Origin of the sequence: Microbispora sp. H10949 (assembly GCF_014161435.1) — a bacterium.
GTDB classification, from domain to species: Bacteria; Actinomycetota; Actinomycetes; order Streptosporangiales; family Streptosporangiaceae; genus Microbispora; species Microbispora triticiradicis.
Window position 1 is genome coordinate 31,711 of sequence record NZ_JABBWZ010000007.1, and the last position, 23,515, is coordinate 55,225.

General features: G+C 69.2%; 17 protein-coding genes. 5 read left to right on the top strand and 12 right to left on the bottom strand.

The features are described 5' to 3' along the window. Nucleotides 1-2 precede the first annotated feature (2 nt). The 6 genes from clpB to HHX40_RS19595 are packed head-to-tail and all read right to left on the bottom strand — an operon-like array spanning nt 3 to nt 6,817. Entirely contained in the window at nt 3-2,621 is a 2,619-nt protein-coding gene (gene clpB / locus HHX40_RS19570; RefSeq protein ID WP_182881754.1) for an ATP-dependent chaperone ClpB, read from the bottom strand. Continuing rightward, nucleotides 2,612-2,938 carry a chaperone modulator CbpM gene (locus HHX40_RS19575; RefSeq protein WP_182881755.1) on the bottom strand — a complete coding sequence of 109 codons (327 nt, stop codon included), beginning with the start codon at nt 2,936-2,938 and terminating at the stop codon, nt 2,612-2,614. Before HHX40_RS19575 ends, clpB begins: the two co-directional genes overlap by 10 nt. Beyond that, a complete protein-coding gene (locus HHX40_RS19580; protein ID WP_182881756.1) occupies nt 2,935-3,924 on the bottom strand; it encodes a DnaJ C-terminal domain-containing protein in 990 nt (329 codons plus the stop codon). Before HHX40_RS19580 ends, HHX40_RS19575 begins: the two co-directional genes overlap by 4 nt. After that, nucleotides 3,924-4,424 (bottom strand): nucleotide exchange factor GrpE, encoded by a 501-nt coding sequence (locus HHX40_RS19585; RefSeq protein ID WP_182881757.1) that lies wholly within the window; start codon nt 4,422-4,424, stop codon nt 3,924-3,926. Before HHX40_RS19585 ends, HHX40_RS19580 begins: the two co-directional genes overlap by 1 nt. Before the next feature lie 11 nt (nt 4,425-4,435). Further along, nucleotides 4,436-6,328, bottom strand: coding sequence for a molecular chaperone DnaK (dnaK, locus tag HHX40_RS19590; protein WP_182881758.1), 1,893 nt, complete (start codon nt 6,326-6,328; stop codon nt 4,436-4,438). Nucleotides 6,329-6,349: 21 nt separating this feature from the next. Continuing rightward, complete coding sequence (locus tag HHX40_RS19595; protein ID WP_182881759.1) at nt 6,350-6,817, bottom strand: general stress protein; 468 nt, start codon at nt 6,815-6,817, stop codon at nt 6,350-6,352. 536 nt (nt 6,818-7,353) lie between these two features. On the opposite strand from HHX40_RS19595, the gene HHX40_RS19600 reads away from it, so the two are divergent. Next, nucleotides 7,354-8,196, top strand: coding sequence for a sensor histidine kinase (locus HHX40_RS19600; protein ID WP_182881760.1), 843 nt, complete (start codon nt 7,354-7,356; stop codon nt 8,194-8,196). A gap of 183 nt (nt 8,197-8,379) precedes the next feature. After that, nucleotides 8,380-9,597, top strand: coding sequence for an ROK family transcriptional regulator (locus HHX40_RS19605; RefSeq protein ID WP_182881761.1), 1,218 nt, complete (start codon nt 8,380-8,382; stop codon nt 9,595-9,597). Between the two features lie 47 nt (nt 9,598-9,644). Here the strand turns inward: HHX40_RS19605 and HHX40_RS19610 are convergent, their stop codons facing one another. The 6 genes from HHX40_RS19610 to HHX40_RS19635 all read right to left on the bottom strand — a co-directional run bounded on the left by HHX40_RS19610 (nt 9,645) and on the right by HHX40_RS19635 (nt 18,697). Then, nucleotides 9,645-11,696: a beta-galactosidase gene (locus tag HHX40_RS19610; RefSeq protein WP_259403752.1), complete on the bottom strand. Its 2,052-nt coding sequence runs from the start codon at nt 11,694-11,696 to the stop codon at nt 9,645-9,647. Between the two features lie 88 nt (nt 11,697-11,784). Beyond that, nucleotides 11,785-13,329 (bottom strand): cellulase family glycosylhydrolase, encoded by a 1,545-nt coding sequence (locus tag HHX40_RS19615; RefSeq protein ID WP_182881762.1) that lies wholly within the window; start codon nt 13,327-13,329, stop codon nt 11,785-11,787. Nucleotides 13,330-13,373: 44 nt separating this feature from the next. Further along, complete coding sequence (locus tag HHX40_RS19620) at nt 13,374-14,231, bottom strand: ABC transporter ATP-binding protein (RefSeq protein WP_182881763.1); 858 nt, start codon at nt 14,229-14,231, stop codon at nt 13,374-13,376. Next, nucleotides 14,228-15,991 (bottom strand): dipeptide/oligopeptide/nickel ABC transporter permease/ATP-binding protein, encoded by a 1,764-nt coding sequence (locus HHX40_RS19625; RefSeq protein WP_182881764.1) that lies wholly within the window; start codon nt 15,989-15,991, stop codon nt 14,228-14,230. The genes HHX40_RS19620 and HHX40_RS19625 overlap by 4 nt, the downstream gene beginning before the upstream one ends. Further along, complete coding sequence (locus HHX40_RS19630) at nt 15,988-16,983, bottom strand: ABC transporter permease (RefSeq protein WP_182881765.1); 996 nt, start codon at nt 16,981-16,983, stop codon at nt 15,988-15,990. The genes HHX40_RS19625 and HHX40_RS19630 overlap by 4 nt, the downstream gene beginning before the upstream one ends. A gap of 4 nt (nt 16,984-16,987) precedes the next feature. Further along, nucleotides 16,988-18,697 (bottom strand): ABC transporter substrate-binding protein, encoded by a 1,710-nt coding sequence (locus HHX40_RS19635; protein ID WP_182881766.1) that lies wholly within the window; start codon nt 18,695-18,697, stop codon nt 16,988-16,990. Nucleotides 18,698-18,875: 178 nt separating this feature from the next. Here HHX40_RS19635 and HHX40_RS19640 point away from each other — a divergent pair, with 178 nt between their 5' ends. The 3 genes from HHX40_RS19640 to HHX40_RS19650 all read left to right on the top strand — a co-directional run bounded on the left by HHX40_RS19640 (nt 18,876) and on the right by HHX40_RS19650 (nt 23,513). Then, nucleotides 18,876-20,165, top strand: coding sequence for an ROK family transcriptional regulator (locus HHX40_RS19640; protein ID WP_182881767.1), 1,290 nt, complete (start codon nt 18,876-18,878; stop codon nt 20,163-20,165). A 64-nt stretch (nt 20,166-20,229) separates the two neighbouring features. Then, nucleotides 20,230-22,677 carry a glycoside hydrolase family 2 protein gene (locus HHX40_RS19645; RefSeq protein ID WP_182881768.1) on the top strand — a complete coding sequence of 816 codons (2,448 nt, stop codon included), beginning with the start codon at nt 20,230-20,232 and terminating at the stop codon, nt 22,675-22,677. Beyond that, nucleotides 22,674-23,513, top strand: a complete 840-nt coding sequence (locus tag HHX40_RS19650) for a LacI family DNA-binding transcriptional regulator (protein WP_182881769.1) — start codon at nt 22,674-22,676, stop codon at nt 23,511-23,513. Before HHX40_RS19645 ends, HHX40_RS19650 begins: the two co-directional genes overlap by 4 nt. Nucleotides 23,514-23,515 lie beyond the last annotated feature (2 nt).

The window sequence follows — 23,515 nt, forward strand, 5'->3', positions numbered from 1 at the left end:
GGTCAGCCCTCCGGGTTCTCGTACGTGACCACGATCTCGCCGCCGGAGAGTTCCACCCGGATGGTCGCGCCGTCGCGGACGTCGCCGGCGATCAGCGCCCGCGCGACCCGGGTCTCTACCTCGCGGGCGATGTAACGCCGCAGCGGGCGGGCTCCGTAGATCGGGTCGAACCCGCGCTCGGCGATGTGGCGGACCGCCTCCGGGCTGATCTCGAGCGTCATCCTGCGCTCGGCGAGCCGCGCTCTGATGTCGTTGAACATCAGCTTGACGATCTGCTCGATCTCGGCCTCGGTGAGCGGCTTGAACAGCACGATGTCGTCGATGCGGTTGAGGAACTCGGGGCGGAAGCGGGCGCGCAGCTCCGCCATGACCATCTCGCGCACCTCCGGGTCGATCTCGCCTGACGGCGCCGCCTTCTCACTGAGGTAGTGCGAGCCGATGTTGGACGTCATGATGATCACGGTGTTGCGGAAGTCGACCGTGCGCCCCTGGGCGTCGGTGAGCCGCCCGTCGTCCAGCACCTGCAGCAGGGTGTTGAACACGTCCGTGTGCGCCTTCTCGATCTCGTCGAAGAGCACCACGGAGTAGGGCTTGCGCCGCACGGCCTCGGTGAGCTGGCCGCCCTCCTCGTAGCCGACGTACCCGGGCGGGGCGCCGACGAGGCGGCTGACGGTGTGGCGCTCCTGGTATTCGCTCATGTCGACGCGGACGATGTTCTCCTCGGTGTCGAACAATGCCTCAGCCAGCGTCTTGGCCAGCTCGGTCTTGCCGACTCCGGTCGGCCCGAGGAAGATGAACGACCCGATCGGGCGACGGGGGTCCTTGATCCCGGAGCGCGCGCGGATGATGGCGTCGGCGACCGCCTCCACGGCCTCGTCCTGGCCGATCACCCGCTGGTGCAGGATCTCGTCGAGCTGTAGCAGCTTCTCCCGCTCGCCCTCCTGCAGGCGGCTGATCGGGATGCCGGTCCACCGCGACACGATGCCTGCGATCTCCTCCTCGGTCACCACCTCGCGCAGCAGCCGGTGCCCGCCCTGCTTGCTCTCCAGCTGCTCCTCCGCGGCACGCAGCCTGCGCTCCAGTTCGGGAAGCCTCCCGTGTCGCAGCTCGGCCGCGCGGTTCAGGTCGTACATGCGCTCGGCCTGCTCGGCCTCCCGGCGTACGCCTTCGATCTCCTCGCGCAGCTGCTGCACCTTGCGCAGGGCGTGCCGCTCGGCCTCCCACTGGGCCCGCATGGCGTCGGCCTCTGCCCGCAGGTCGGCCAGCTCCTTGCGTAGCGTCTCCAGGCGCTCCCGGCTCGCCGGGTCGTCCTCCTTGGCGAGTGCCGCCTCCTCGATCTCCAGCCGCGTCACCCGGCGGGTCAGCTCGTCCAGCTCGGCAGGCATCGAGTCGATCTCCGTACGGAGCATGGCGCACGCCTCGTCGACCAGGTCGATCGCCTTGTCAGGGAGGAAGCGGTCGGAGATGTAGCGGTGGCTCAGCACGACCGCGGCGACGATCGCGCCATCCTGGATCTTCACGCCATGGAAGACCTCGAGCCGCTCGCGCAGCCCGCGCAGGATGGAGATGGAGTCCTCGACCGACGGCTCGTCGACGAAGACGGGCTGGAAGCGGCGCTCCAGCGCAGCGTCCTTCTCGATGTGCTTGCGATACTCCGCCACGGTCGTCGCGCCAATCATGTGCAGCTCGCCGCGGGCAAGCATCGGCTTGAGCATGTTGCCGGCGTCCATCGCCCCCTCGGCGGCGCCCGCGCCGACCACCGTGTGCACCTCGTCGACGAACAGCAGGATGCGCCCCTCGGACGCCGTCACCTCCGTGAGCACGGCCTTCAGGCGTTCCTCGAACTCGCCGCGGTACTTCGCCCCGGCGACCAGCGCGCCCATGTCCAGGCTGAAGATCGTCTTGTCCTTCAGTCCCTCCGGCACGTCGCCGCGCGCGATGCGCTGCGCGAGGCCCTCCACGATCGCCGTCTTGCCCACGCCCGGGTCGCCGATCAGGACCGGGTTGTTCTTGCTCTTGCGGGACAGGATCTGGACGACCCGGCGGATCTCGCCGTCCCGCCCGATGACCGGGTCGAGCTTGTCCGCCCGCGCCGCGGCGACGAGGTCGCGCCCGTACTTCTCCAGCGCCTCGTACGCGACCTCCGGATTGGCGGAGGTCACCCGCTGGTTCCCGCGTGCCTGCGTCAGGACCTGCAGGAAGCGCTCACGGGTCAGCCCGTGTCCCTTGAGCAGCCGGCCCGCCGCGCTGTCGACGCCCTCGTCCAGCAGCGCCATCAGGAGGTGCTCGACCGACACGTACTCGTCCTTCAGCCGGCCGGCCTCCCGCTCGGCGGCGTCGAGCAGCCGCGACAGCCGCTGGGTGACGTAGACCTGGCCGGGAGCGGCGCCGGGACCGGTGACGCGGGGCCGTCGCTCCAGCTCGTGCTCCAGTTCGAGCCGGAGCTTGTCCGGGTCGGCGCCGGCGGCGGACAGCAGGCGCGGGACGAGCCCGTCGGGCTGCCGGACCAGCGCCAGCAGCAGGTGCTCCCCGTCGACCTCGGTGTGTCCGAAGCGGATCGCCGCGGTCTGGGCGTCGTGCAGGGCCTCCTGCGACTTCTGCGTCAGGCGGTTCAGGTCCACGATCTGTCTCCGGTCCATCTCGTACGGGTGCGCAGAGCCGCCTCCAGCTCCGCGATGCGGTCCAGGAGGTCCGTCACGAGGCCGAGGGAGGCGTAGTTGACGGCGAGTCCCGCGTGCAGGCGCTGAAGGCGCCCCACGGCGGCGACCTGGGCGGGCGGGAAGCACAGGTCGCCCGAGAAGCCGGTCCAGGCGTCGATCAGCCCGAGCGCCACGAGGCGACGCACCAGTTCCGGGTGCAGTCCCGTGGCCCGGGAGAAGGACTCCAGGTCCAGGTGCCCGACGTCCACCTGGGCGAGCCGGACGAGCGGAAAGGTCATGACGGACTCCTCGGGTTGAACGCCGAGGCCCTGGCCAGTTGCTCGTACAGACGGCGCTCCTCGTCGCCGAGTGTGGGCGGCACCATGATCCGGGCCTCGGCCAGCAGGTCTCCGGGCCGGCCGCGCGGGTTCGGCATGCCCTGTCCGCGCAGGCGCAGGCGGCGCCCGGACGAGGTGCCCGGTGGCACCTTGACCTTCGCCTCCCCGCCGGGCGTGTCGACCGCGACGGTCGCCCCCAGCGCGGCCTCCGACGGCGTCAGCGGGAGGCGGACGTGGATGTCTCGCCCCTCCAGGTGGTATCGGGGATGGTCGGCGATCCGCGCGATCAGGTAGAGGTCGCCCGCACCGGCGCCGTCGCCGCCCGCGCCGCCCTGGCCCGCGAGCCGGATCCGCCGGCCGTCGGTCACCCCAGGAGGAATGTTCACCTGGAGGGTCCGCCCGCCTCCAGGGCCGGGAATCGTGATGGTCCGCCGACCGCCGCGGTAGGCCTCCTCGACCGTGAGCGGCAGCTCGGCCTCCTGGTCGGCGCCGGGCACGGGGCCCCAGCCGCGGCCGGTCGCGCCGCGACTGCGCCTGCCGAAGACGCCGCCGAGCAGGTCTTCGAGGTCGATGCCCTCGAAGCCCTCGCCGGTGGTGAAGTGGATCTCCTCCCCGCCCGGTCCGCGCGCCCAGACGGGCCCTGGCCCCGCCCAGCCCGGCCCTGCGCCGGCTCCCGCTCCGGCGCGGGCGCGCGCGTACGCCGCCGGGTCGACGCCCTCGGGCACCCGGCGGAAGTCCGGCCCGAACGCGTCGTACCGCCGCCGCGTCCCGGGGTCCGACAGCACCTCGTACGCCTCCGAGACCTCCTTGAAGCGGTCCTCGGCGTCCGGGGCCTTGTTGACGTCGGGATGGTAGGTGCGGGCCAGCTTCCGGTAGGCCCGCTGGATCTCGTCCTGGTCCGCCGTCCTCGGCACTCCGAGAGCCTCGTAGAAGTCGCGCTCCGCCATCACTCGTCGGCTTTCGTGGAGACGACGACGGAGGCCGGGCGCAGTTGCAGCGCTCCGTCGCCGTAGCCGGGCCGTACGACCTCGACGACGGTGCCGGGGTCGGCGTCCGGGACGGCGACCGTGCTGACCGCCTCGTGCCTGGCGGGGTCGAACCGCGTGCCCACGTCGTCCCTGCGCGGGAAGCCGAGGCGCGCGAGCACGCCGACCGCCTGGTCGCGGACGGCCCGGACCCCCTCGATCACCGCGTCGGCGTCGGCGCCCGCGTGCTTGAGCGCGAGTTCGAGGTTGTCGACCACCGGCAGCCACTCCGCCGCGACGCGCGTGCGCTCGTCGATCCGCTGCCGGTCCAAGTCGCGCGCGGCACGCTTGCGGAGGTTGTCGAGCTCGGCGACGGCCCGCAGCCACCGGTCCTCCAGCTCGGCGAGCTTCTCCTCCGCGCTACGCGTCTCCTCATCGGCCGGCTCAGGCTCAGGAGGAGGCGTCCCGTTCTGCTCGGTCATGTCACGCCACGTCAATCGGAGCTGGTGAACTCGGCGTCGATGACGTCCTCGTCCGAGGGGCCGGCGGCGGCCTGGCCGGGCCCGCCCTGAGCCTGCCCCTGAGCCTGGGCGGTGGACGCCGCCGCGCCGAGGCCGTGGTAGACCTGTTGCAGCTCCGCGGTCAGGCCCCGCAGCCGGTCGACGGGCACCTCCTCCTTGATGGCCTGGCGCGCCTCCATGATCAGCTGCTCGGCCCGGGCCTTCTCGTGCACCGGGACCGCGTCGCCCAGCTCGGACAGCCGGCGTTCCACCTGGTAGGCGACCGAGTCCAGCTCGTTGCGGGCGTCGATCGCGGTGCGAAGCTGCGCGTCCTCGTTGCGGTGCCGCTCCGCGTCGGCGACCATCCGGTCGATCTCGCTTTTGTCCAGGTTGGAGCTCTCGCTGATCGTGATCCGCTGCTCGGCGCCGGTGTCCTTGTCCTTGGCGGAGACGTTCAGGATGCCGTTGGCGTCGATGTCGGTGGTGACCTCGATCTGCGGCACGCCGCGCGGCGCGGGCCGGATGTTCTCCAGCCGGAACCGTCCGAGCACCCGGTTGTCGGCCGCCCGCTCGCGCTCGCCCTGCAGGATGACCACGTCCACGGCCGACTGGTTGTCGTCCGCCGTGCTGAACGTCTCCGTGCGGCGGGCCGGGATCGTGGTGTTCCGCTCGACGATCTTCGTCATCACGCCGCCGAGCGTCTCGACGCCGAGCGACAGCGGCGTGACGTCCAGCAGCACGACGTCTTTCAGCTCACCCTTGATGATGGCGGCCTGGACAGCCGCGCCGACGGCCACGACCTCGTCCGGGTTGACCGTCATGTTCGGTTCCTTGCCCGTCAGCCGCCGCACGAGTTGCTGCACGGCCGGCATGCGGGTGGAGCCGCCGACGAGGATCACCTCGTCGAGGTCGTTCGTCGTCAGCTTCGCGTCGGCCATGGCCTGCTCCACCGGGCCCCGGCAGCGTTCGAGCAGGTCGTGGGTGATCTGCTCGAAGGTCGAGCGCATGAGCGTCGTGTTCAGGTGCTTGGGGCCGGTCGCGTCGGCCGTGATGAACGGCAGGCTGACCTGCGTCTGGGTGACCGCCGACAGCTCCACCTTGGCCTTCTCCGCGGCCTCGAACAGCCGCTGGAGGGCCTGCGGATCGCGCCGCAGGTCGATGCCCTGCTGCTGGTGGAACTCGTCGGCCAGGTGGTCGACGATGCGCCGGTCGAAGTCGTCGCCGCCCAGGTGAGTGTCGCCCGAGGTGGCGCGGACCTCGATGACGCCCTCGCCGATGTCGAGGACGCTGACGTCGAACGTGCCCCCGCCCAGGTCGAACACGAGAACGGTCTCGTTGCCTTTCTTGTCCAGGCCGTATGCCAGGGCCGCCGCGGTCGGCTCGTTGATGATCCGCAGGACCTCCAGGCCGGCGATCTTGCCGGCGTCCTTGGTGGCCTGCCGTTGCGCGTCGTTGAAGTACGCGGGGACCGTGACGACGGCCTCGTCGACCTTCTCTCCCAGGAACTTCCCGGCGTCCGAGGCCAGTTTGCGCAGCACGAAGGCGGAGATCTCCTCCGGCGCGTACAGCTTGTCGCGCACCTTGAACCGCACGGCGCCGTCCGGGCCCGGCACGACGTCGAACGAGACCGCCTTGATCTCGCTCTGCACCTCGTCGAACTTGCGTCCGATGAAGCGCTTGGCCGAATAGATCGTGCCCTTCGGATTGAGGATCGCCTGGCGTCTGGCCATCTGGCCCACCAGCACCTCGCCCTGGTCCGTGAAGGCGACCACCGAGGGAGTCGTGCGCGACCCCTCGGCATTCGGGACTACCGTCGGATGCGCGTCCTCGGTGGTCGCGATGACCGAGTTCGTCGTGCCGAGGTCGATGCCCACCGCCTTGCCCATGTCCTCATCCCCTCCTGGCGCTCACCTGAGCGCAGCGGCCTCACGAGCGTCGGTGAGCACTCGCCGGGCCTCGTCGGCGAATCCGGGGTCCACGAGGATGTCGTAGTGGTCGGCGACGACCGCAGGCATCGAGGCGAACGCCCGGTGCTGGACCACGTGACTGATCGCACCCCAGACGAGGCCGAAGATCAGCCCGAGCGCGATCGAGGAGCCGATGGCCCACCCGGCCCACGGGCTGAAGATCGCGAATATCAAGCCGATGAGAAGACCGATCCAGCCGCCGGTACCCGCGCCGGTGAGGAGCGCCCTGCCGAGGCCCCATCGCCCGAGCACCTTCTCCTCCCACCGCAGATCGCAGCCCACGATGGTCACGTGTGTGATCGGGAAGTCGTGGCGGGCCAGGACGTCCACGGCGTGCTGGGCCGCGTCGTAGCCGCTGTAGGTGGCCAGCACCACCTTGTGGGGCTCTGCTGTTCTCGGAACGCTCACGGGACCATCCCCTTCGGCTATTCCAGATCGTGAAGACAACTCGCTCCGCCGCCGCTGCGTATCGGCCCGAGCGGGAGAACCGGAATCCACGCCACCTTCGACGTTGGCCGTGTCGGGTCCTACCAGCGAGAACGATTCCTGTGACGCGTGTCCCTCGTCGGCTTGTGGAACACCCCGACGGCACTTTCGTCTCCCACGCCAGGATCCCGCCTGCCGTTCCCTCGCACCACCCCTTCCCGACCGTCATCTGCCTCGCATGAGCAGTGGCAAGTTCCCCAGCGGGAGCGTCAGATGCGAAGCAACTCCGTGCCCGGCGACCACAGTCGCAGGGGAACCGGCCGAGTTGTGGCCGCGGCGACCTACATATTCCCGAACGCGATGAGCGTACTGTTTTCGCTGGTCAGAAGGCCATCTGGTTGTGCGAAGGCCAGTGCGAGGGACAATGTAGACACATGCTGAGTTTGCGTGGACGGCGGCACCGGGCGGTGTGGGGCAGCGGCACTGGTTCATGGAGTCGTCTGCGGAAGGCGCTGGGGGTGCCGGCTGCCCTGCTCGCCGGCGTGATCGTGGTCCGCCGGCTGCTGCGTCGGGTCGGCGTGATCTCAGACGACCTCGCCCGGATCAACGTCAGGGACGAGTACGACCAGATCACCCACCATCGGGATCCGACGCAGATGAGCCAGCTGGTCGGCAACATCAACGTGAGCTTGGACATGCTGGACCGCGAGCGGCAGTTCGCCTCCACCGTCGCCCACGAGATCCGCTCCCCGCTGGCCGGCATACGCGTCAGTGTGGAAGAGGCGATCGCCGACCCTGATCACGCCGGTCACCCAGGCGCGTTCAGGGGGGTGCTGCGGGAGGTGGATCGACTGGAGGCGCTCGCGACCGACCTCCTGCTGATCGCCCGGGGTCGTGTCGCCCAGAGAATCGAGATGATCGATCTGTGCGAGCTGGTCAGGCAGGAAGTCGCTGCCCGAACCGACCCGATACCCGTCGAGGTGAGTTCCACTTCCGGTGGTCAGGTCGAAGCCATGCATACGCAGATGCGCGAGATTCTGACCAACTTGCTGGACAACGCCCAGCGCCACGCCCGGCACAGCGTGCGGGTCGACGTCGGATGCGGCGACCGCTTCGCACGGCTGGCGGTGTCCGATGACGGCCCCGGCATTCCCCTGCACGAGCGGGAGCACATCTTCGATCGGTTGTACCAGCTCACGAGCGAGCCTCTGCGTGGCGACGCCGGCACGGGCCTCGGGCTGAGCATCGTCCGGGAGATCGTCAAGACCTACAACGGATCCGTGTGGGTCGAACCCTCTCCCAGTGGCGGGGCCCGCTTCGTCGTTCAGCTCCCCCTCGCCTCCCCGGTGTCGACGGCCTGACCCACCCGGCCCGCCCCGCACCCGGCTCGACCTTTCCGGCACCCCCTGGAGGACGGCGCGGCGTCCCATAGGACGGTGGGAAAATAGTTCATTGATCAATGAACCGTTGTCGCTGAATCACGTGAGACACGTCCCCACCGAGCCTCGCACCTGTGGTCGATCGGTGGCTTCAAGGGAGGCCGAATGGCGACCAGCCCCATCGGGGCGGGGAGGCCGAAGACCCGCGGCATCGTGCTCAACAGGATCCGGAAGGCACGCACCATCAGCCGGGTCGAGCTCGCCGCCGACACCGGAGTCACGGCGGCGACCATCACCCAGGTCGTTCGTGAGCTCATGGACCTCGGGCTGGTCGTCGAAGTCGGGCGTGGCGCGTCGACCGGAGGCAAGCCTCCGACGCTGCTGCAGATCAACCCGCACGCCCGGTACGCCGTGGGAGTGCTGTTCGAACGCAACATCTGCATCATCGTCATCGTCGATCTGACCGGCCGGCAGGTGGCCAGGACCGCGTTCCCCGGAACGGCGCTGCTGCCTCCCGAGCAGGCACTCTCGCTGGTGGCCTCGCGTGTGGACGCCCTGATCGAGACCGCCGGAGTCGATCGCGGCAGAGTGCTCGGCGTGGGGCTGGCGACCTACGGACCACAGGACCGGCAGGCGGGCGTGCTGCTGACCCACCAGCCGACCGCCGAGTGGTTCCGATATCCGGTCGCGCCGCGCCTGTCCGAACTCCTGGGCCTGCCGGTGCTGCTCGACAACGACGCGGCGGCCGCGGCGATCGGCGAGTACTGGCTGGGGGCGGTGGAGTCCGGTACCTACGGGTGCCTCTACATGGCCAGCGGCCTCGGCGGGGGCGTCGTCATCGACGGCGAGGTGTACCGCGGCGTCTCTTCCAACGCCGTCGAGATCGGCCACATCACCATCGACTTCAACGGAGGACCATGCGATTGCGGAAACTACGGCTGCCTTGGAAACTACGTGGAACCCGCCGCCGTGATAAGGCAGGCGCTGAAGGAATCGAGCCTCGGTCAACGGCTTGAACTCGACCCTGCGGATACCGACGTCATGACCGGGTTCGCCCGCATCGCGACCGCCGCCGTCGCCGGAGACCCAGCGGCACGGACCTTGATCGAGCGCTCCGCCCGCCATCTGGGTACCGCCGCCGTCACGATGACGAGCCTGTTCGACCTCGACCTGATCGTGCTCGCCGGCCCCAGTTTCACCACCGCAGCGTCGATCTACCAGTCGGTGATCGAGGAGGAGGTGCAACGGCGTACCTTCGCCCGGCGTGCGCACCCGGTCCGGGTGGTCACCTCGGTCAACAGCTCGGACGCGGCGGCGATCGGCGGCGCCGTGCTTGTCCTGCAGGGCGAGCTGGCCCTCCTCGAACTGGACGTACGAGCCTGACGTCGCCGCAGCCGTCCATCAGGAGGGGTGCCTGGATCCGGTCGGGGTCACCGCGGTCCTTCTCCGCCGGTTTGCCGTGTCGTCTGGATGACGGCGGCGCCGAGGGGAGCCAATGTGATCTCCTCGGTTGCCGCGGCGCCCGTCAGCAGGTCGACTCCCGCGCGGTCCAGGGGAACGGCGACGTCCACGTCGGGGCTGTGGTTGAGCAGGAAGAGGTACTCGTTCCGATCGTCCTCCCGTACCGTGCACTCGACGTGAGCGGGCAGGCCCGGGAAGGGATCCGTGACCCCGGCCGCCCGGATCTGGTCCAGAAGGACGGCATGGAAGGCGGCGTCGTCCAGGAGAGTCGAGAAGTAGACGACCCGGCCGGAGCCGTAGGCGTTCTCGACGATCGCGGCGCGCTCTGCCAGCGGCGCGTCGGCGTATCTCGCCAGCGCGGTGCCGGTTTCCAGATGAATGTCCTCCCGCCACCAGCTCGCGGTGGCGGTGCGCCCGTCGGCGAACCGGACCGCGAACCGCTCTCCGGGACGCGCCGGCCAGTACTCGTCGATCTTTGCCCCGATGAGGTGGCGGAACGCTCCCGGATAGCCGTGGGGGCGGACGCGGTCGCACTCGTCCACGACCCCTGAGAAGAAGGACATGACGACGGTGCCACCGGCGCGGGCGAACTCGGTGACGGCCGCGACGCCCTCGTCGTCGATCAGGTACGCGTTGGGGATGATCAGGACCTTGTACGGCGCCAGGTCGCTTCCGGGAGACACGACGTCGATCGTGTGGTGGTGTTTCCACAGCGGCCGATGGTGGCGCAGCACGATCTCGCCATAGTCGAAGTCGTCACGGGGCAGCCATCCGGTGTCCTCCAGCCCCCACCGGCCATCCCAGTCGAACAGGATCGCGATGTCGGCGCACCGCATCGTCGTACCCGCCACCGGGGCGAGGAGGCTCAGCTCGCGTCCCAGGTCGGCGATCTCCCGGAAGGTCCGCGAGTCCGGCCCGGAGTGGGGAACCATCGCGGAATGGAAGCGCTCCACCCCGCCCCGGGCGGCCCGCCATTGGAAGAACATCACCGAGTCGGATCCACGTGCCAGCGCCTGCAGCGAGCCGAGCCGCATCCGCCCAGGTTCCTTGGCCAGGTTGACGTCTCTCCAGTTGACGGCGCTCGCGGCCTGCTCCATGACCATCCACGGCTGACCGTTCTTCAGTGAGCGGAACATGTCGTAGTGGAATGCGGTCGATATGTGCGATTCGGAATCGCCGGGGTCGGGGTAGACGTCGAGGGCGGCGACGTCCTGTTCCGGCGCCCACCTCCAGTAGTCCGCGTGCGGGTAGAAGGACATCAGGTTGGTCATGACGGGGATGTCGTCGCGGAAGGAACGGAGGATGTCACGCTCGGCGAGGTAGCACTCGAGCAGGGAGTCGGAGGTGAAGCGCCGGAAGTCGAGGCGGCGAGCGGGGTTCATCCAGACGTTCATGACGTTGGCCACCTCGATCTGGTTCCAGTCCGTGTAGACCTGGCCCCAGAAGCTGGTGGTCCAGGCGGCGTTGAGGCTGTCGAGGTCGCCGTACCTGCGCCGGAGCCAGCGGCGGAAGCCGCCGGCGGCGGCCTCGCTGTACGACGTGGGGCCGTATTCGTTGTTGACATGCCACATCGCGAGAGCCGGGTGGAAGGAGTAGCGCTCGGCGAGCCGGGTGACGATGTTCGCGGCGTACTCGCGGTAGACAGGGGAGGCGTGGTCGAAGTGCTGACGGCTGCCCAAGCCGAGAGGCCGGCCGTCCTCCATGATGGGGAAGACCTCCGGGTGCAGTTGGGTGAGCCAGGCGGGCGGCACGGCGGTGGGGGTGGCCAGGTTGACGCTGACGCCGCCCTCGTGCAGGAGGTCCATGACCTCGTCGAGCCAGCCGAACTCGTACTCCCCGGGCTCCGGTTCGATCGCGACCCAGGCGAAGATCCCCAGCGAGACCAGGTTCACTCCGGCCTCACGCATCAGCCGGACGTCCTCCCGCCAGGTGGCGCGGTCCCACTGCTCAGGGTTGTAGTCGCCTCCGTAGGCCAGGCCGCCCAGGCGGCTCCTGAAGGCGTGCATACGAGGGTTGGTCATGTGACGCTCCTTGGCGAGCCGTTAAGGGCCCAGCCACCGCGGTCCGATGGCTGGGCCCGGCACAGTCACCTGCGGTCAGGACAGGTGATCACGCGTACGGGTTCTGGGTGAGCAGGTGCGCCTTGTAGCCCTCGCCGATGCCGGGCTCGGGGGTGCCGGCGTAGTCCTTGATGAGCACCGCGCCCGTGCTACAGCCCCACGGGCTCCAGGTCCAGGCGAGGTACGACACGCCGTTCTTGTCCGCCCACTTCGTGAGCTGGTCCATGTAGTCGTAGCCGCAGTTGTCCGCGCCGAACTCACCGGTCACCACGGGGACCTTCGCGACGAGCGGAGCGACCTGGCTGTCCCAGCAGGCCGCCGTGGCGCAGGCGTTGAAGCTGTAGGAGTGCCAGGATGCGGCGATGTTGTTCAGCGGGTCGTTCGGCTTGTACGCCAGCCACTCCCGCATGTCGTTGGCCCACTCCAGGCCGCCCACCATGAGGAGGTTGGTCGCGCCGGTCGCCCGGACCGCGTCGACGAGGTCCTGCATGCCGGCCACCTCATAGGGAATGCCGGTGCAGGTGCCGCCGTCTCGCAGGCACTGCCAGCCCAAGGTCTTGTTCCAGTCGCTGCCGACCTCCGGGTACGGCTCGTTGAACAGATCGAAGACCACCGCGTTGTTGCCCTTGAAGGTCTTCGCGACGCCGGTCCAGAACTGGGGAGCGTACTGCGCGTCCGGCATCGGCTTCTGGCACGTCGCGGTGGCGTCCTTGCAGTGCCAGTCCGGTCCGTTGCTGAAGGCGCCCGAGGTCCAGTGCAGGTCGAGGATCGGCGTGATGCCGTTGGCGACCAGCAGGTCCGCGTACTTCTTGACCTCCTGCTGGTAGGCGGCGCCGCTGGGCGAGCCGTTGAGGCCGAGCCAGCACTCCTCGTTGAGCGGGATGCGGACGGCGTGGATGTTCCAGCTCTTCATCGCGTCGACCGACGCCTGGTCCACCGGGCCGGAGTCCCACATCCCCTTGCCCTGGACGCAGGCGAACTCGCCGCTTGAGCGGGAGACGCCCAGCAGCCGGTACGGCTTCCCGGCCGCCGTCACGATCTTGTTGCCGGAGACGTGCAGCTGGGGTGCGGGGCCAACGGGATCAGGGCTGGGACTCGCGCTGGGGCTCGCGCTGGGGCTCGCGCTGGGGCTCGCGCTGGGGCTCGCGCTGGGACTTGCGCTGGGGCTTGGACTGGGGCTGGGGGACTGGCCGGTGCAGGCGACGCCATTGACCTTGAACGCGGTGGGAACCGGGTTGCTCCCGCTCCACTTGCCGATGAAGCCGATCGACACCGAGGCGCCGGTGGCCACCTTGGCGTTCCAGCTCAGGCTCTTGGCGGTGACGTGGGCGCCGGACTGTGACCAGTCGGCGCTCCAGCCATTGTTCACACCCTGACCGGCACTGGGGAAATCGAACTCCAGCGTCCAGCTGGTCAGCGGGTCGCCCAGATTGGTGATCGAGACGTCACCCTGGAAGCCGCCCGACCACTCACCTGCGACCTTGTATTTCACTGAGCAGCCGCCGGCGGCGGCCGAGGCCGGTGCATTCACGAGCGCGGCGCCCGCGGCCACGAGGCCGACGGCCGCCGTCACTAACGCGACGCGGTGTTTCATGGGGCTTTCCTCTTTCTCCTTTGCGGATCCGGAGATCTGCCGCCTCACGACTGGATCCGATGGTCGTAGGCGGGGGCCTCGCCGGCGGCCACGACAGCCGCCGCATCGATGTCGAACGAACGACCACGCGCCTCCGGGTCCGGCGAGGCGGCGGCCAGGAGCCGGGTATAGGGGTGCCGCGGGGCGAGGATGACCTCGTCGGCCGGGCCGCGCTCCACGACCCGGCCCCGGTAGAGCACGAGGATGTCGTCGGAGAAGTGCCGTGCGGTGGCCAGGTCGTGTGTGATGTAGAGGACGGCGAGGTTCTCCTCGCGCTGCAGACGCGCCAGCAGGTTCAGCACGCCCAGCCGGATGGAGACGTCCAGCATGGACACGGGCTCGTCGGCCACGATCACCTTCGCCCCCGGCGCGAGCGCGCGGGCGATGGCGACCCGCTGCCGCTGGCCGCCGGACAGCTCGTGCGGGCGGCGGTGGACGATGTCGCGTGCCGGTAGGTTGACCCGTTCCAGCAGGTCGCCGGCCTTCTCCCGGGCCTCGGCTCCGGTGCGGGCCTGCCCGTGCAGCAGCAGCGGGCGGATCAGATGGTGCTCCACGGTGTGGAAGGGGTTCAGCGAGGAGAACGGGTCCTGGAACACCATCTGCACGTGGTCGCGGTACGCCCGATCGGACACCCGGCCGCCGTCGTCGTCGTTCAGGACGACCTGTCCGGCGGTGGGCCGTTCCAGCCGGGCGATGATCCTGGCGATCGTGGACTTGCCCGAACCCGACTCCCCGACCAGGGCGACCGTACGGCCGGGCGTGAGCGTGAACGAGACGTGGTCCACGGCCCGCAGCCGTCGTCCGCGCAGACCGGTCCGGATGCGGAAGTCCTTGACGAGGTCCCGCACGTCGAGCGTGGTCACCGTGCACCTCCGGTGGCCTCACCGGTGCGGACGAACGCGCCGCGCTCACCCGTGAGGCTGGGGAACGATTCGAGCAGGCGCCGGGTATAGGGATGGCGGGGCCTGGCGAGGATTTCCTCGGCCGCCGCGCACTCGACGATCTCCCCGCCCAGCATCACGGCGATGCGGTCGCTGACCTCAAGCAGAAGGGGGAGGTCGTGGGTGATGAGCACGATCCCGAATCCCAGCTCGTCGCGTAGGCGCAGGATCTCGCGGAGGATGCCTCGTTGCACCACCACGTCCAGGGCGCTGGTCGGCTCGTCCATGATCATGACTTGCGGGTCGAGCAGCATGGCCATTGCGATCATGACGCGCTGTCGCATGCCTCCGGACAGCTCGTGGGGGTAGGAGCGCAGCCGCGCGGGGTCCACGCCCACCAGCTCCACCGCCCTGGCGCAGCGCGCCCGGCGATCGCTCCGCGAGAGCTGGGGGCGATGCGTGGTGAGCACGTCCTCCAGTTGCGCCCGGATCGTCATGACAGGGTTCAGCGAGTTCATCGCTCCCTGGAACACCACCGACATCTGCGACCACCGGAAGGCCCGCAGCTCGCCGGACGGCAGGGCGAGCATGTCGGTGTCCCCGCCGTCCCGGTGATGAAAGGTGACCGATCCGGCGGTGACCTCCGCCGGCGGCCGGTGCAGGCGGTTGATCGCGTATGCGAGCGTCGTCTTCCCGCTGCCCGACTCGCCGGCCAGGCCCAGAATCTCGCCCCGCCGTACCTCCAGCGACACGTCCTTGACCGCCCGTACCGTGTTTCCGTAGGTCACCGACAGGTTCCGCACACTCACCACGACGTCCTGCGAGGGCCGCCCGACCGGCGCCGGCTCGCGCCGCGGGTGCCGGATCCGGCGTGGTACGGCGCGCAGCTTGGGGTTGGTGATCTCGTCGATGCTGAAGTTGACCAGTGCGAGGCCGCATCCGAACAGCGCGATGATCAGGCCCGGTGGCGCGAACCACCACCAGGCGCCGCGTTGCAGCGCGAAGCCGTTCTGGGCGTAGTAGAGCATCGTGCCGAGGGTGGAGGAGTTCGAAGCGCCAAGCCCGAGGAACGACAGACCGGCCTCTGACAGGACCGCCGCGATCACCGAGAAGACGAACTGGGAGGCCAGCAGCGGCAGGAGGTTCGGCAGGATCTCGACGGTGATGATCCGCCATGCCGGCTCCCCCGCCACGCGGGCGGCCAGGACGTACTCCCGGTTGCGCAACGTCAGCGTCTGCGCGCGAAGCACCCGGGCCGACCCGGCCCAGCCGGTGATCGCGAGCACCACCGCGATGGTCCACGCCCCCCGCTGCTCGGGCGGTACGAACGCGGAGATGACGATGACCAGTGGGAGGCCGGGTATCACCAGCATCACGTTGGAGAACAGGGAGAACGCCTCGTCCACGACGCCGCCGGCATAGCTGCCCACGATGCCGAACAGCGCCGAAAGGACCGTGGCCATCACGCCGACGAGCACGCCGATGTAAAGCGATCCCCTGGTCGCGTACGCGATCTGGGCCAGCACGTCCTGGCCCATCTGCGTGGTGCCGAGGACGTGGCCTTCGCCGGGCGAGGTGAGTCCGATGTCGTTGATCGCGTCCGGATCGCCGACGAGGAGCGGGCCGGCGACGCCGAACAGGATGATCGCGGTGATCAGGGCGAGCCCGGTGACCAGTTTGGGCGACAACCGGGGCAGCACGGCGCGCCGGGGCGCCGGGGAATCCGGACCGGGATCGGTCATGCGTTCCCTCCCGCGCGGGTTCGGGGGTCGATGACGCCGTAGAGCAGGTCGACCACCAGATTGGCTCCGAGCACCGCCACGGTCGTGACCAGGAAGATGCCCTGCATGAGCGCGTAGTCGTTGTTCTGCACGGCCTCAAGCAGCTTGGAGCCGATGCCGGGGTAGGAGAACACCTGTTCGGTGACGATGGAGCCGGCCACCACGAACCCGAGGGAGATGGCGAACCCGGCGATCGACGGCAGTGCCGCGTTGCGTGCGGCGTACCAGATCATCACGCGCCTGTCCGGCAGCCCCTTCGCGGTGGCGGTGAGCACGTAGTCCTCGGACAACGTGGACACCATCATGTTGCGTAGCCCCAGCAGCCAGCCGCCCACCGAAGAGATCACGATCGTGAGCGCGGGCAGGATGCCGTGGTGGACGGCCGAGCCGAGGAAGTCGAGGTTCCACCCGGGGGTGAAGTCGACGTCGTAGCCGCCGATGAGCGGGAACCAGCCCAGCGCGGACCCGAAGACGGCGACGAGGACGAGCGCCAGCCAGAAGTACGGCACCGCCGCCAGCACCGTGGTCGCGGGCACCAGCGAGTCGAGCCAGGTGCCCCGCCGCCAACCCACCACCATTCCCAGCCCGGCGCCGACCAGGACCGACAGCACAGTCGCGATGCCCACCAGCACGACCGTCCAGGGCAGGGAGGTCGCGATGACCTCCGAGACGGGCACCGGGTAGGCGCTGACCGAGATTCCGAAGTCGCCGTGCAGCATGTTGCCGAGATAGGACAGATACTGCTTGGTCAACGGCTCGCCCGTGTCGGTGCCGAGCAGCAGTTCGTAGGCTCTGCGAGCCTCGGGGTTCACCGAGCCGCCCCGCTGCTGAAGCTTCGCCATCAGGATGCTCACGGGGTCGCCCGGCATCATCCGGGGGATGAAGAAGTTCAGTGTGACCGCCGCCCACAGGGCGGCCAGGTAGAAACCGAACTTGCGGAGGTAGTACCGCATCGGCTCACTTGCCCGTGGGCCTGAGCCGTAGATAGATCTCCGAGGCGTCCGGGGCCTGCCAGGCCGCCGGGAAGGCGTACAGGTCCTCCTTGGTCGGCCAGCCGGTGAACTTCCTGGCGTTGTAGATGTTGATCGTCCCCTGGGTGAGCAGCGGGACATAGGGCATCGACTGCTCGACGCGGGTCTGGATCGTGTCGAAGTACGGCTGCCGTGCCGCGGTGTCCGAAACGTTGATCTTCTTCAGTTCGGCGATGGCCTTGTCCACGTCAGGATCGGAGAAGCGGCTGACGTTCGCGCCGGGTGTCCCGCCGACCTTGTCGGTACTGTCGGTGCTGTAGAAGTAGCTGTAGACGTAGAACGGGTCGGCGGCCGGGCCCTGGTACAACGAGTCGAGCATCAGCTCGAAGTCGCCACGCCCCCGCGCGTCGGCCCATTCGTTGTACGACAGCTGTTGCGCGGTCACCTTGATGCCGGCCTTCGCCAGCTGCTGACCCAGTGTGTCGGCCGCGGTGATGTAGTCGGTCCATCCTGCGACCGTCTTGAGTGTCAGCTTGACGGGCCTGCCGTCCTTGACGTAGATCCCGTCGGCGCCCTTCGCGTAGCCCGCGCTCTCGAGGATCTGCTGCGCCCTCGCCGCGTCCGGCTGCATCGGCGCGACCTTGTTCTGCAGCCGGCCGGAGATGACCGCCTGGTCCCGCTGCAGCAGGGCCATGCTCGGCGAGATCTCGGCGCTGGTGTTCTCGAAGGCCAGCGCGTTCAACTGGGTCCGGTTGACGGCATGGTAGATCGCCTGGCGGACGGCAGGGTCGGTCTGCGGGCCCTTGCACCCCAGCTCGGCATTGGCGCAGGTGTCGAGCACCATCTGGTTCACCGGAGTGGTGATCAGCTTGTACCCGGGATAGCTCTGCTCCACGTTCGCGATGTCCGGCACCGGTCCGGTCTGCCAGTCGATCTGGCCGGCCTTGAGCGCGGTGGCGCCGGACTGGTTACCCGACAGCGAGGGGAAACGGATCTTCTTCACGGCGGGCTCGCCACCCCAGTAGTCCGGGTTCGCCTTCAACGTGAACGCCTGGGGCTTGAGCTCATCCACCAGATAGGGCCCGGTGCCGACGGGCTCGCGCAGCTGCTCCTTCGTGGGATCGGGAATGTCCTTCCACTTGTGCTCGGGCACGATCCAGATCCGGCCGAGCACCTGCGGGCCGTCCACGAAGGCCGGCTCGTCGAACTTGATCACAACGTGGGTGGCGTCGGTGGCGGTCGCCTTGCCCCGGTAGCCCGTGCCGTTCATGGCCTTGTGCTCCGTGATCATTTTCAACGTGAACACGACATCGTCAGCGGTGAACGGCCGGCCGTCGGACCACTTGACGCCGCTGCGCAGCGAGATCGACAGCTCCGTACCGTCGTCGTTCCAGGAGAAGCTCTCGCCGAGCCGGGGCCTGGGTGCGCCCTCGCTGCGCACGGTGTTGTAGAAGAACAGCGGCTCGAAGATCGTTCCTCCGCCGCCGAGGGCCCCCGGCAGGTACGGGTTGAAGATGGGCTGGATGTCACCTGATCCGCCGGTGTACACGACCAGAGGCTCGGAGGAGGCCGCCGAGCCGCCGGCCCCGGACCTCGCTCCGGCCGCCTGCCCCGGCGAGCCTCCGGACGAGGAGCATCCGGCGACCAGTATCAACGCAGCGAGTCCAGCCGCCGCGCGGGGTGTCTTGATGGACATAGCGCGAAGTCCTCTCGAACGATGCTGAGCATTGTTAATTTGCCGACTTAAGTAAGTCAACGGGTCGTGAAAATTTCAGAGCAGGCGGCTCCGGCGTAATGTGCGGCTCTATGGGGTCTCGGAGCGGGCTTGTACGCGCGCCCTAGGCCGACGGGATTCAGGCCAAGGCGGGGTGGCAGTGAGCGCAGGAGCAAGGGCGAAGCCGCACGCGAGCAGCAAGGCCGCCGTCCTGGACGCGATCAGGGCCGCGGGCACGATCAGCCGCGTGGGGCTGGTCGCCGCCACCGGCTTCACCGGGCCCACGATCTCGGCGCTGGTCCGCCGGCTCATCGAGGAGGGCCTGGTGGTGGAGACCGGCCGCGCCGAGTCGACGGGTGGCAAGCGGCGGATCCTGCTCCAGCTCAACCACACCGCCCGCTACGCGGTGGGCGTGCATCTCGACCACGGCGCCATGACGTACGTCCTGACCGATCTCGCCGGAACCGTGGTGGCCCGCATCGTGCGGCGCGGCGCCGGCGCGGAGGAGCCGGACACCGTCGTGTCGCGGACGGCCGAGGAGATCTCCAGGCTGATCGAGAGCATCGGCGTGCAGCGCGGACGCGTGCTCGGCGTCGGCCTGGTCTCTCCTGGTCCGCGCAGCTCCGCTCCTGGGGTGGGTCTCGCTCCGCCGACCATGCGGCACTGGGAGGGGTTCCCGCTGGGCGAAGCGCTGGAGCGTGCGACGGGCCTGCCGGTGGTGCTCGACAACGACGCCACCGCCGCGGCGCTGGGTGAGCACTGGTCGGGCGGCTTCGGCGGCGCCACATCGGCGGCGGTCGTCCATCTCGGTACGGGGATCGGCGCCGGCCTGGTCATCAACGGCATCACCTACCGCGGCCCTAATGGCAACGCGGGCGAATTCGGGCACATCTGCGTCGACATGGACGGCCCTGAGTGCTGGTGCGGAGCCCGGGGCTGCGCGGAGGTGATGGCCGGCACAGCTGCGGTGGTGACGGCCGTGCAGGCGGACGCCGCGCTGGCCGAGGCGGTCGGCCTGGGGAACCGTCGGAGGCGCGTCTCGACCGTCGCCGACTTCGCCGCGATCAGCCGGGCGGCCTCCAGGGGCGAGCCGGGAGCCCTGGCGCTGCTGGAGAGGTCGGCCCGCTACATCGCGGCGGCGGCCCGCAGCCTGGCCAACATCATGGACCTCGAAGTCCTCGTGCTGACCGGGCCGGGCTTCGCGATCGCGGGCTCGGTCTACCTTCCCGTCGTCCAGCAGGAGCTTCAGCGGACGGCCTTCTCGCGCGCCGCGCAGCCTGTGGACGTACGGCTCTCACGCTCGGCCGCCACCGCTTCCGCCGTCGGCGCCGCCGCGCTGGTGCTGGAGTCGGAACTGGTGCCCCTCAGCCAGGCCGCCCGTCTGCCGGAGCGGCTGGACGCCGAGCCCGTCGCGCTTCCCTATTCCCTCGTCGCTTCGGAGGTTGACTAACTTCAATAGATTAAGTAAGCAAGTACTCGCAGATGGCTACTCGGCACCCGAGGGAAGAGGGCTCATGATCCGCGAGATGTTGCACGACGGGTGGCGTCTGCGGGTGGCCGGAGGACCCGTCCCGGAGGCGGTCGCCGACTGCGACATCCCGGCGCAGGTGCCGGGCGGCTCTCACCTCGATCTCATGGCGGCGGGTCTTGTCCCGGACCCGTACCTGGACCGGAACGAAGCGGAACTGGTGTGGATGCACCGCGCCGACTGGAGGTACGCGACGACCTTCCAGACGTCGGCCGCGCGGCCTGGCGAGCGAGTGGACCTGGTGTTCGACGGCATCGACACGGTCGCGATGGTGCACCTCAACGGACGGCTTCTCGGCCATACCGCGAACATGCACCGCGGATATCGCTTCGACGTGGGCGAGATCCTGCAGGACGGCGCGAACGAACTCGTGGTGACGATCCGCTCCGCCCTGAACCACGCCGAGGAGGTGGAGGAGAAACTGGGTTCGCGCATGCGCGCCTACCCTCACCCCTACAACGCCGTCCGCAAGATGGCCTGTTCATTCGGCTGGGACTGGGGCCCCGACCTGCAGACAGCCGGCATCTGGAAGCCGGTGGGGCTGGAGCGTTGGGACAGCGCCCGGCTCTCCCGCGTACGCCCGCTGGTGACTGTGGACGCCGACGGCACCGGCCGCGTCGAGGTACACGTGGAGCTCGACCGCGTCCGCGACGGCCGCTACAGCGTCAGGGCCGATGTGGGAGGCCGTTCCGAGCAGGTGCCCGTGTCCGGCGGCGCGGCGACAGTCACCGTGCTGGTACCGCAGGTGAGACTGTGGTGGCCGGTCGGCTACGGTGACCAGCCGTTGTACGACCTGACGGTCACGCTGCTGGAGGACGACCAGCCGGTGGACATCGCCCAGCGACGTGTCGGCTTCCGCACGATCGCCCTTGACACCGAACCCGACTCGGCAGGCAGCCCGTTCACCTTCGTCGTCAACGGCAGGCCCGTCTTCGCCAAGGGCGCCAACTGGATTCCCGACGACCACTTCCTCACCCGAGTCGATCGCGAGCGGATCGCCCGGAGAGTCGACCAGGCCGTGGCCGCGAACATGAACATGCTGCGGGTCTGGGGCGGCGGCATCTACGAGAGCGACGACTTCTACGACGTCTGCGACGAGCGGGGGGTGCTCGTATGGCAGGACTTCCCCTTCGCCTGCGCCTTCTACGCCGAGGAGGAGCCGCTGCGGAGCGAGGTCGAGGCCGAGGCGCGGGAGAACGTCACCCGCCTGGTCTCCCACCCCTCGCTGGCACTGTGGAACGGCAACAACGAGAACCTGGAGGCTTTCGCGGAGTGGCCCGGCTGGCGCGACACAGTTCAGGGACGCACCTGGGGCCTCGGCTACTACACGGAACTGCTGCCGAGGATCGTGGCGGAGCTCGACCCCACCCGGCCCTACACGCCCGGTAGCCCCTACAGCCCCGGCGACTCACGGCCGAACGACGACGACCACGGCACCCGGCACGAATGGGCCGTCTGGAACAAGGTCGACTACACCCACTACCGCGACCACATCCCGCGCTTCTGCGCCGAGTTCGGTTTCCAGGCACCGCCTACCTGGCGCACCTTGACCAGGTGGATCCACGACGAGCCGATGACGCCGAACTCACCGGGGTTCCTGCTCCATCAGAAGGCCGAGAACGGCGACGTCAAGCTCGACCGGGGGATGGAGCCGCACCTTTCCGTGCCCGCCGCTTTCGAGGACTGGCACTGGGCGGCACAGCTCAACCAGGCCCGCGCCGTCGCGTTCGGCGTCGAGCACTTCCGCTCCTGGTGGCCGCGCACGGCCGGGGCGCTGGTGTGGCAGCTCAACGACTGCTGGCCGGTCACATCCTGGGCGGCGGTGGACGGCGACGGACGGCCCAAGCCCCTCTACTACGCCCTCAAGCACGCCTTCGCGCCTCGGCTGCTCACCGTTCAGCCGAGGGACGGCCGGACGGTTCTGATCGCCGTCAACGACCACGACGAGGCCTGGACGGGGACGGTTGCCGCGCTCCGGCAGACGCTCGCCGGCAACGTACTGGCCGGCGCCGACCTGGCCCTCGTTGTGCCGCCCAGGTCGGTGGGTACCGTCGAACTGCCCGGCGACCTGCTCGAGCCTGCCGACGTGAAGCGGGAGGTGCTGGTGATGACCGTCGGTGACGTCCGCGTCTGTCACGTGTTCGCGGAGGATCGGGACCTGGTGTACGAGCCCGCGCCGCTCGTCACGGCCGTCAACAGGCTGCCCGGCGGCTACGAGGTCGAGGTGCGAGCCGTCTCCTTCACCCGCGACATCGCGCTGCTGGCCGACAAGGTCGCCGCCGACGCCCTGGTGGACGACATGCTGGTCTCACTGCCTGCCGGACAGTCGCACACCTTTCTCGTGCGAACCTCCGAGGTGCTGGACGACCCGTCCGCCCTGACCGCTCCCGGCGTGCTGTGCAGCGCCAACGCCCTGACGGCGGTCGCGACGTGAGCGCGGGTACCCCTGTCGGCCTGGTGCTCGCCAGGCCACCACGCCTGCTCGGTGCGGAACCGTTCTTCCTGGAGTTCATCGCGGGTATCGAGGAGTTGCTCGCCGAGCACGACCGTTCCGTCCTGTTGCATGTCGTCAACACACACGAGGCCGAGATCGCCGCGTACCGCCGGTGGGCGGACAACCGCATGGTCGACGCCGTGGTGCTGGTGAACCGTACGGTCGAGGACGTCAGACCCGCGGTCCTTCGCGAGATCGGGCTGCCGGCCGTGGTGGCGGGCGAGCCGGAAGGAGACACCCCGGCCGTCCGTACGGACGACGTCGGCGCGGTGCGGGAAGCGGTCGCCCACCTCAGCAGGCTCGGGCACCGCCGCATCGCACGGGTCAGCGGTCCCACCGCCTTGATCCACACACGGATCCGCACCCGAGCGCTGCTCGACAGCATGAGGTCGGCCAGCGTCGAGCCGGTCATGCTGGAGGGAGACTACTCGGAGGAATCGGGGGCGAAACTCACCGCCAAGTTACTGGAGCGGCCCGACCCTCCCACAGCGATCATCTACGACAACGACCTCATGGGGGTCGCGGGCCTGGCCGCGGCCAAGGAGCTGGGTTGTGATGTTCCCCGTGACCTCAGCCTGATCGCCTGGGACGACTCCAGCATGTGCCGCCTGGCATCGCCTCCGCTCACCACCATGAGTCTCGACGTGCACCTGTTCGGACAGTTGGTCGCCGCGTCTCTGCTGGAACTCGTCGAGGGAGGCCCGGTCACGGAACGCCGGTGCCCGACCGCCACGCTCATCCCCCGAGGGACCACCGCACCGGCGAGCGCCGGATGAGG

Coding starts and splice junctions, on each gene's coding strand:
- HHX40_RS19575 (WP_182881755.1), bottom strand. CDS start 2,938: ATGACCTTTCCGCTCGTCCGGCTCGCCCAGGTGGACGTCGGGCACCTG.
- HHX40_RS19580 (WP_182881756.1), bottom strand. CDS start 3,924: ATGGCGGAGCGCGACTTCTACGAGGCTCTCGGAGTGCCGAGGACGGCG.
- HHX40_RS19585 (WP_182881757.1), bottom strand. CDS start 4,424: ATGACCGAGCAGAACGGGACGCCTCCTCCTGAGCCTGAGCCGGCCGAT.
- dnaK (WP_182881758.1), bottom strand. CDS start 6,328: ATGGGCAAGGCGGTGGGCATCGACCTCGGCACGACGAACTCGGTCATC.
- HHX40_RS19605 (WP_182881761.1), top strand. CDS start 8,380: ATGGCGACCAGCCCCATCGGGGCGGGGAGGCCGAAGACCCGCGGCATC.
- HHX40_RS19610 (WP_259403752.1), bottom strand. CDS start 11,696: ATGACCAACCCTCGTATGCACGCCTTCAGGAGCCGCCTGGGCGGCCTG.
- HHX40_RS19615 (WP_182881762.1), bottom strand. CDS start 13,329: ATGAAACACCGCGTCGCGTTAGTGACGGCGGCCGTCGGCCTCGTGGCC.
- HHX40_RS19625 (WP_182881764.1), bottom strand. CDS start 15,991: ATGACCGATCCCGGTCCGGATTCCCCGGCGCCCCGGCGCGCCGTGCTG.
- HHX40_RS19630 (WP_182881765.1), bottom strand. CDS start 16,983: ATGCGGTACTACCTCCGCAAGTTCGGTTTCTACCTGGCCGCCCTGTGG.
- HHX40_RS19635 (WP_182881766.1), bottom strand. CDS start 18,697: ATGTCCATCAAGACACCCCGCGCGGCGGCTGGACTCGCTGCGTTGATA.
- HHX40_RS19645 (WP_182881768.1), top strand. CDS start 20,230: ATGATCCGCGAGATGTTGCACGACGGGTGGCGTCTGCGGGTGGCCGGA.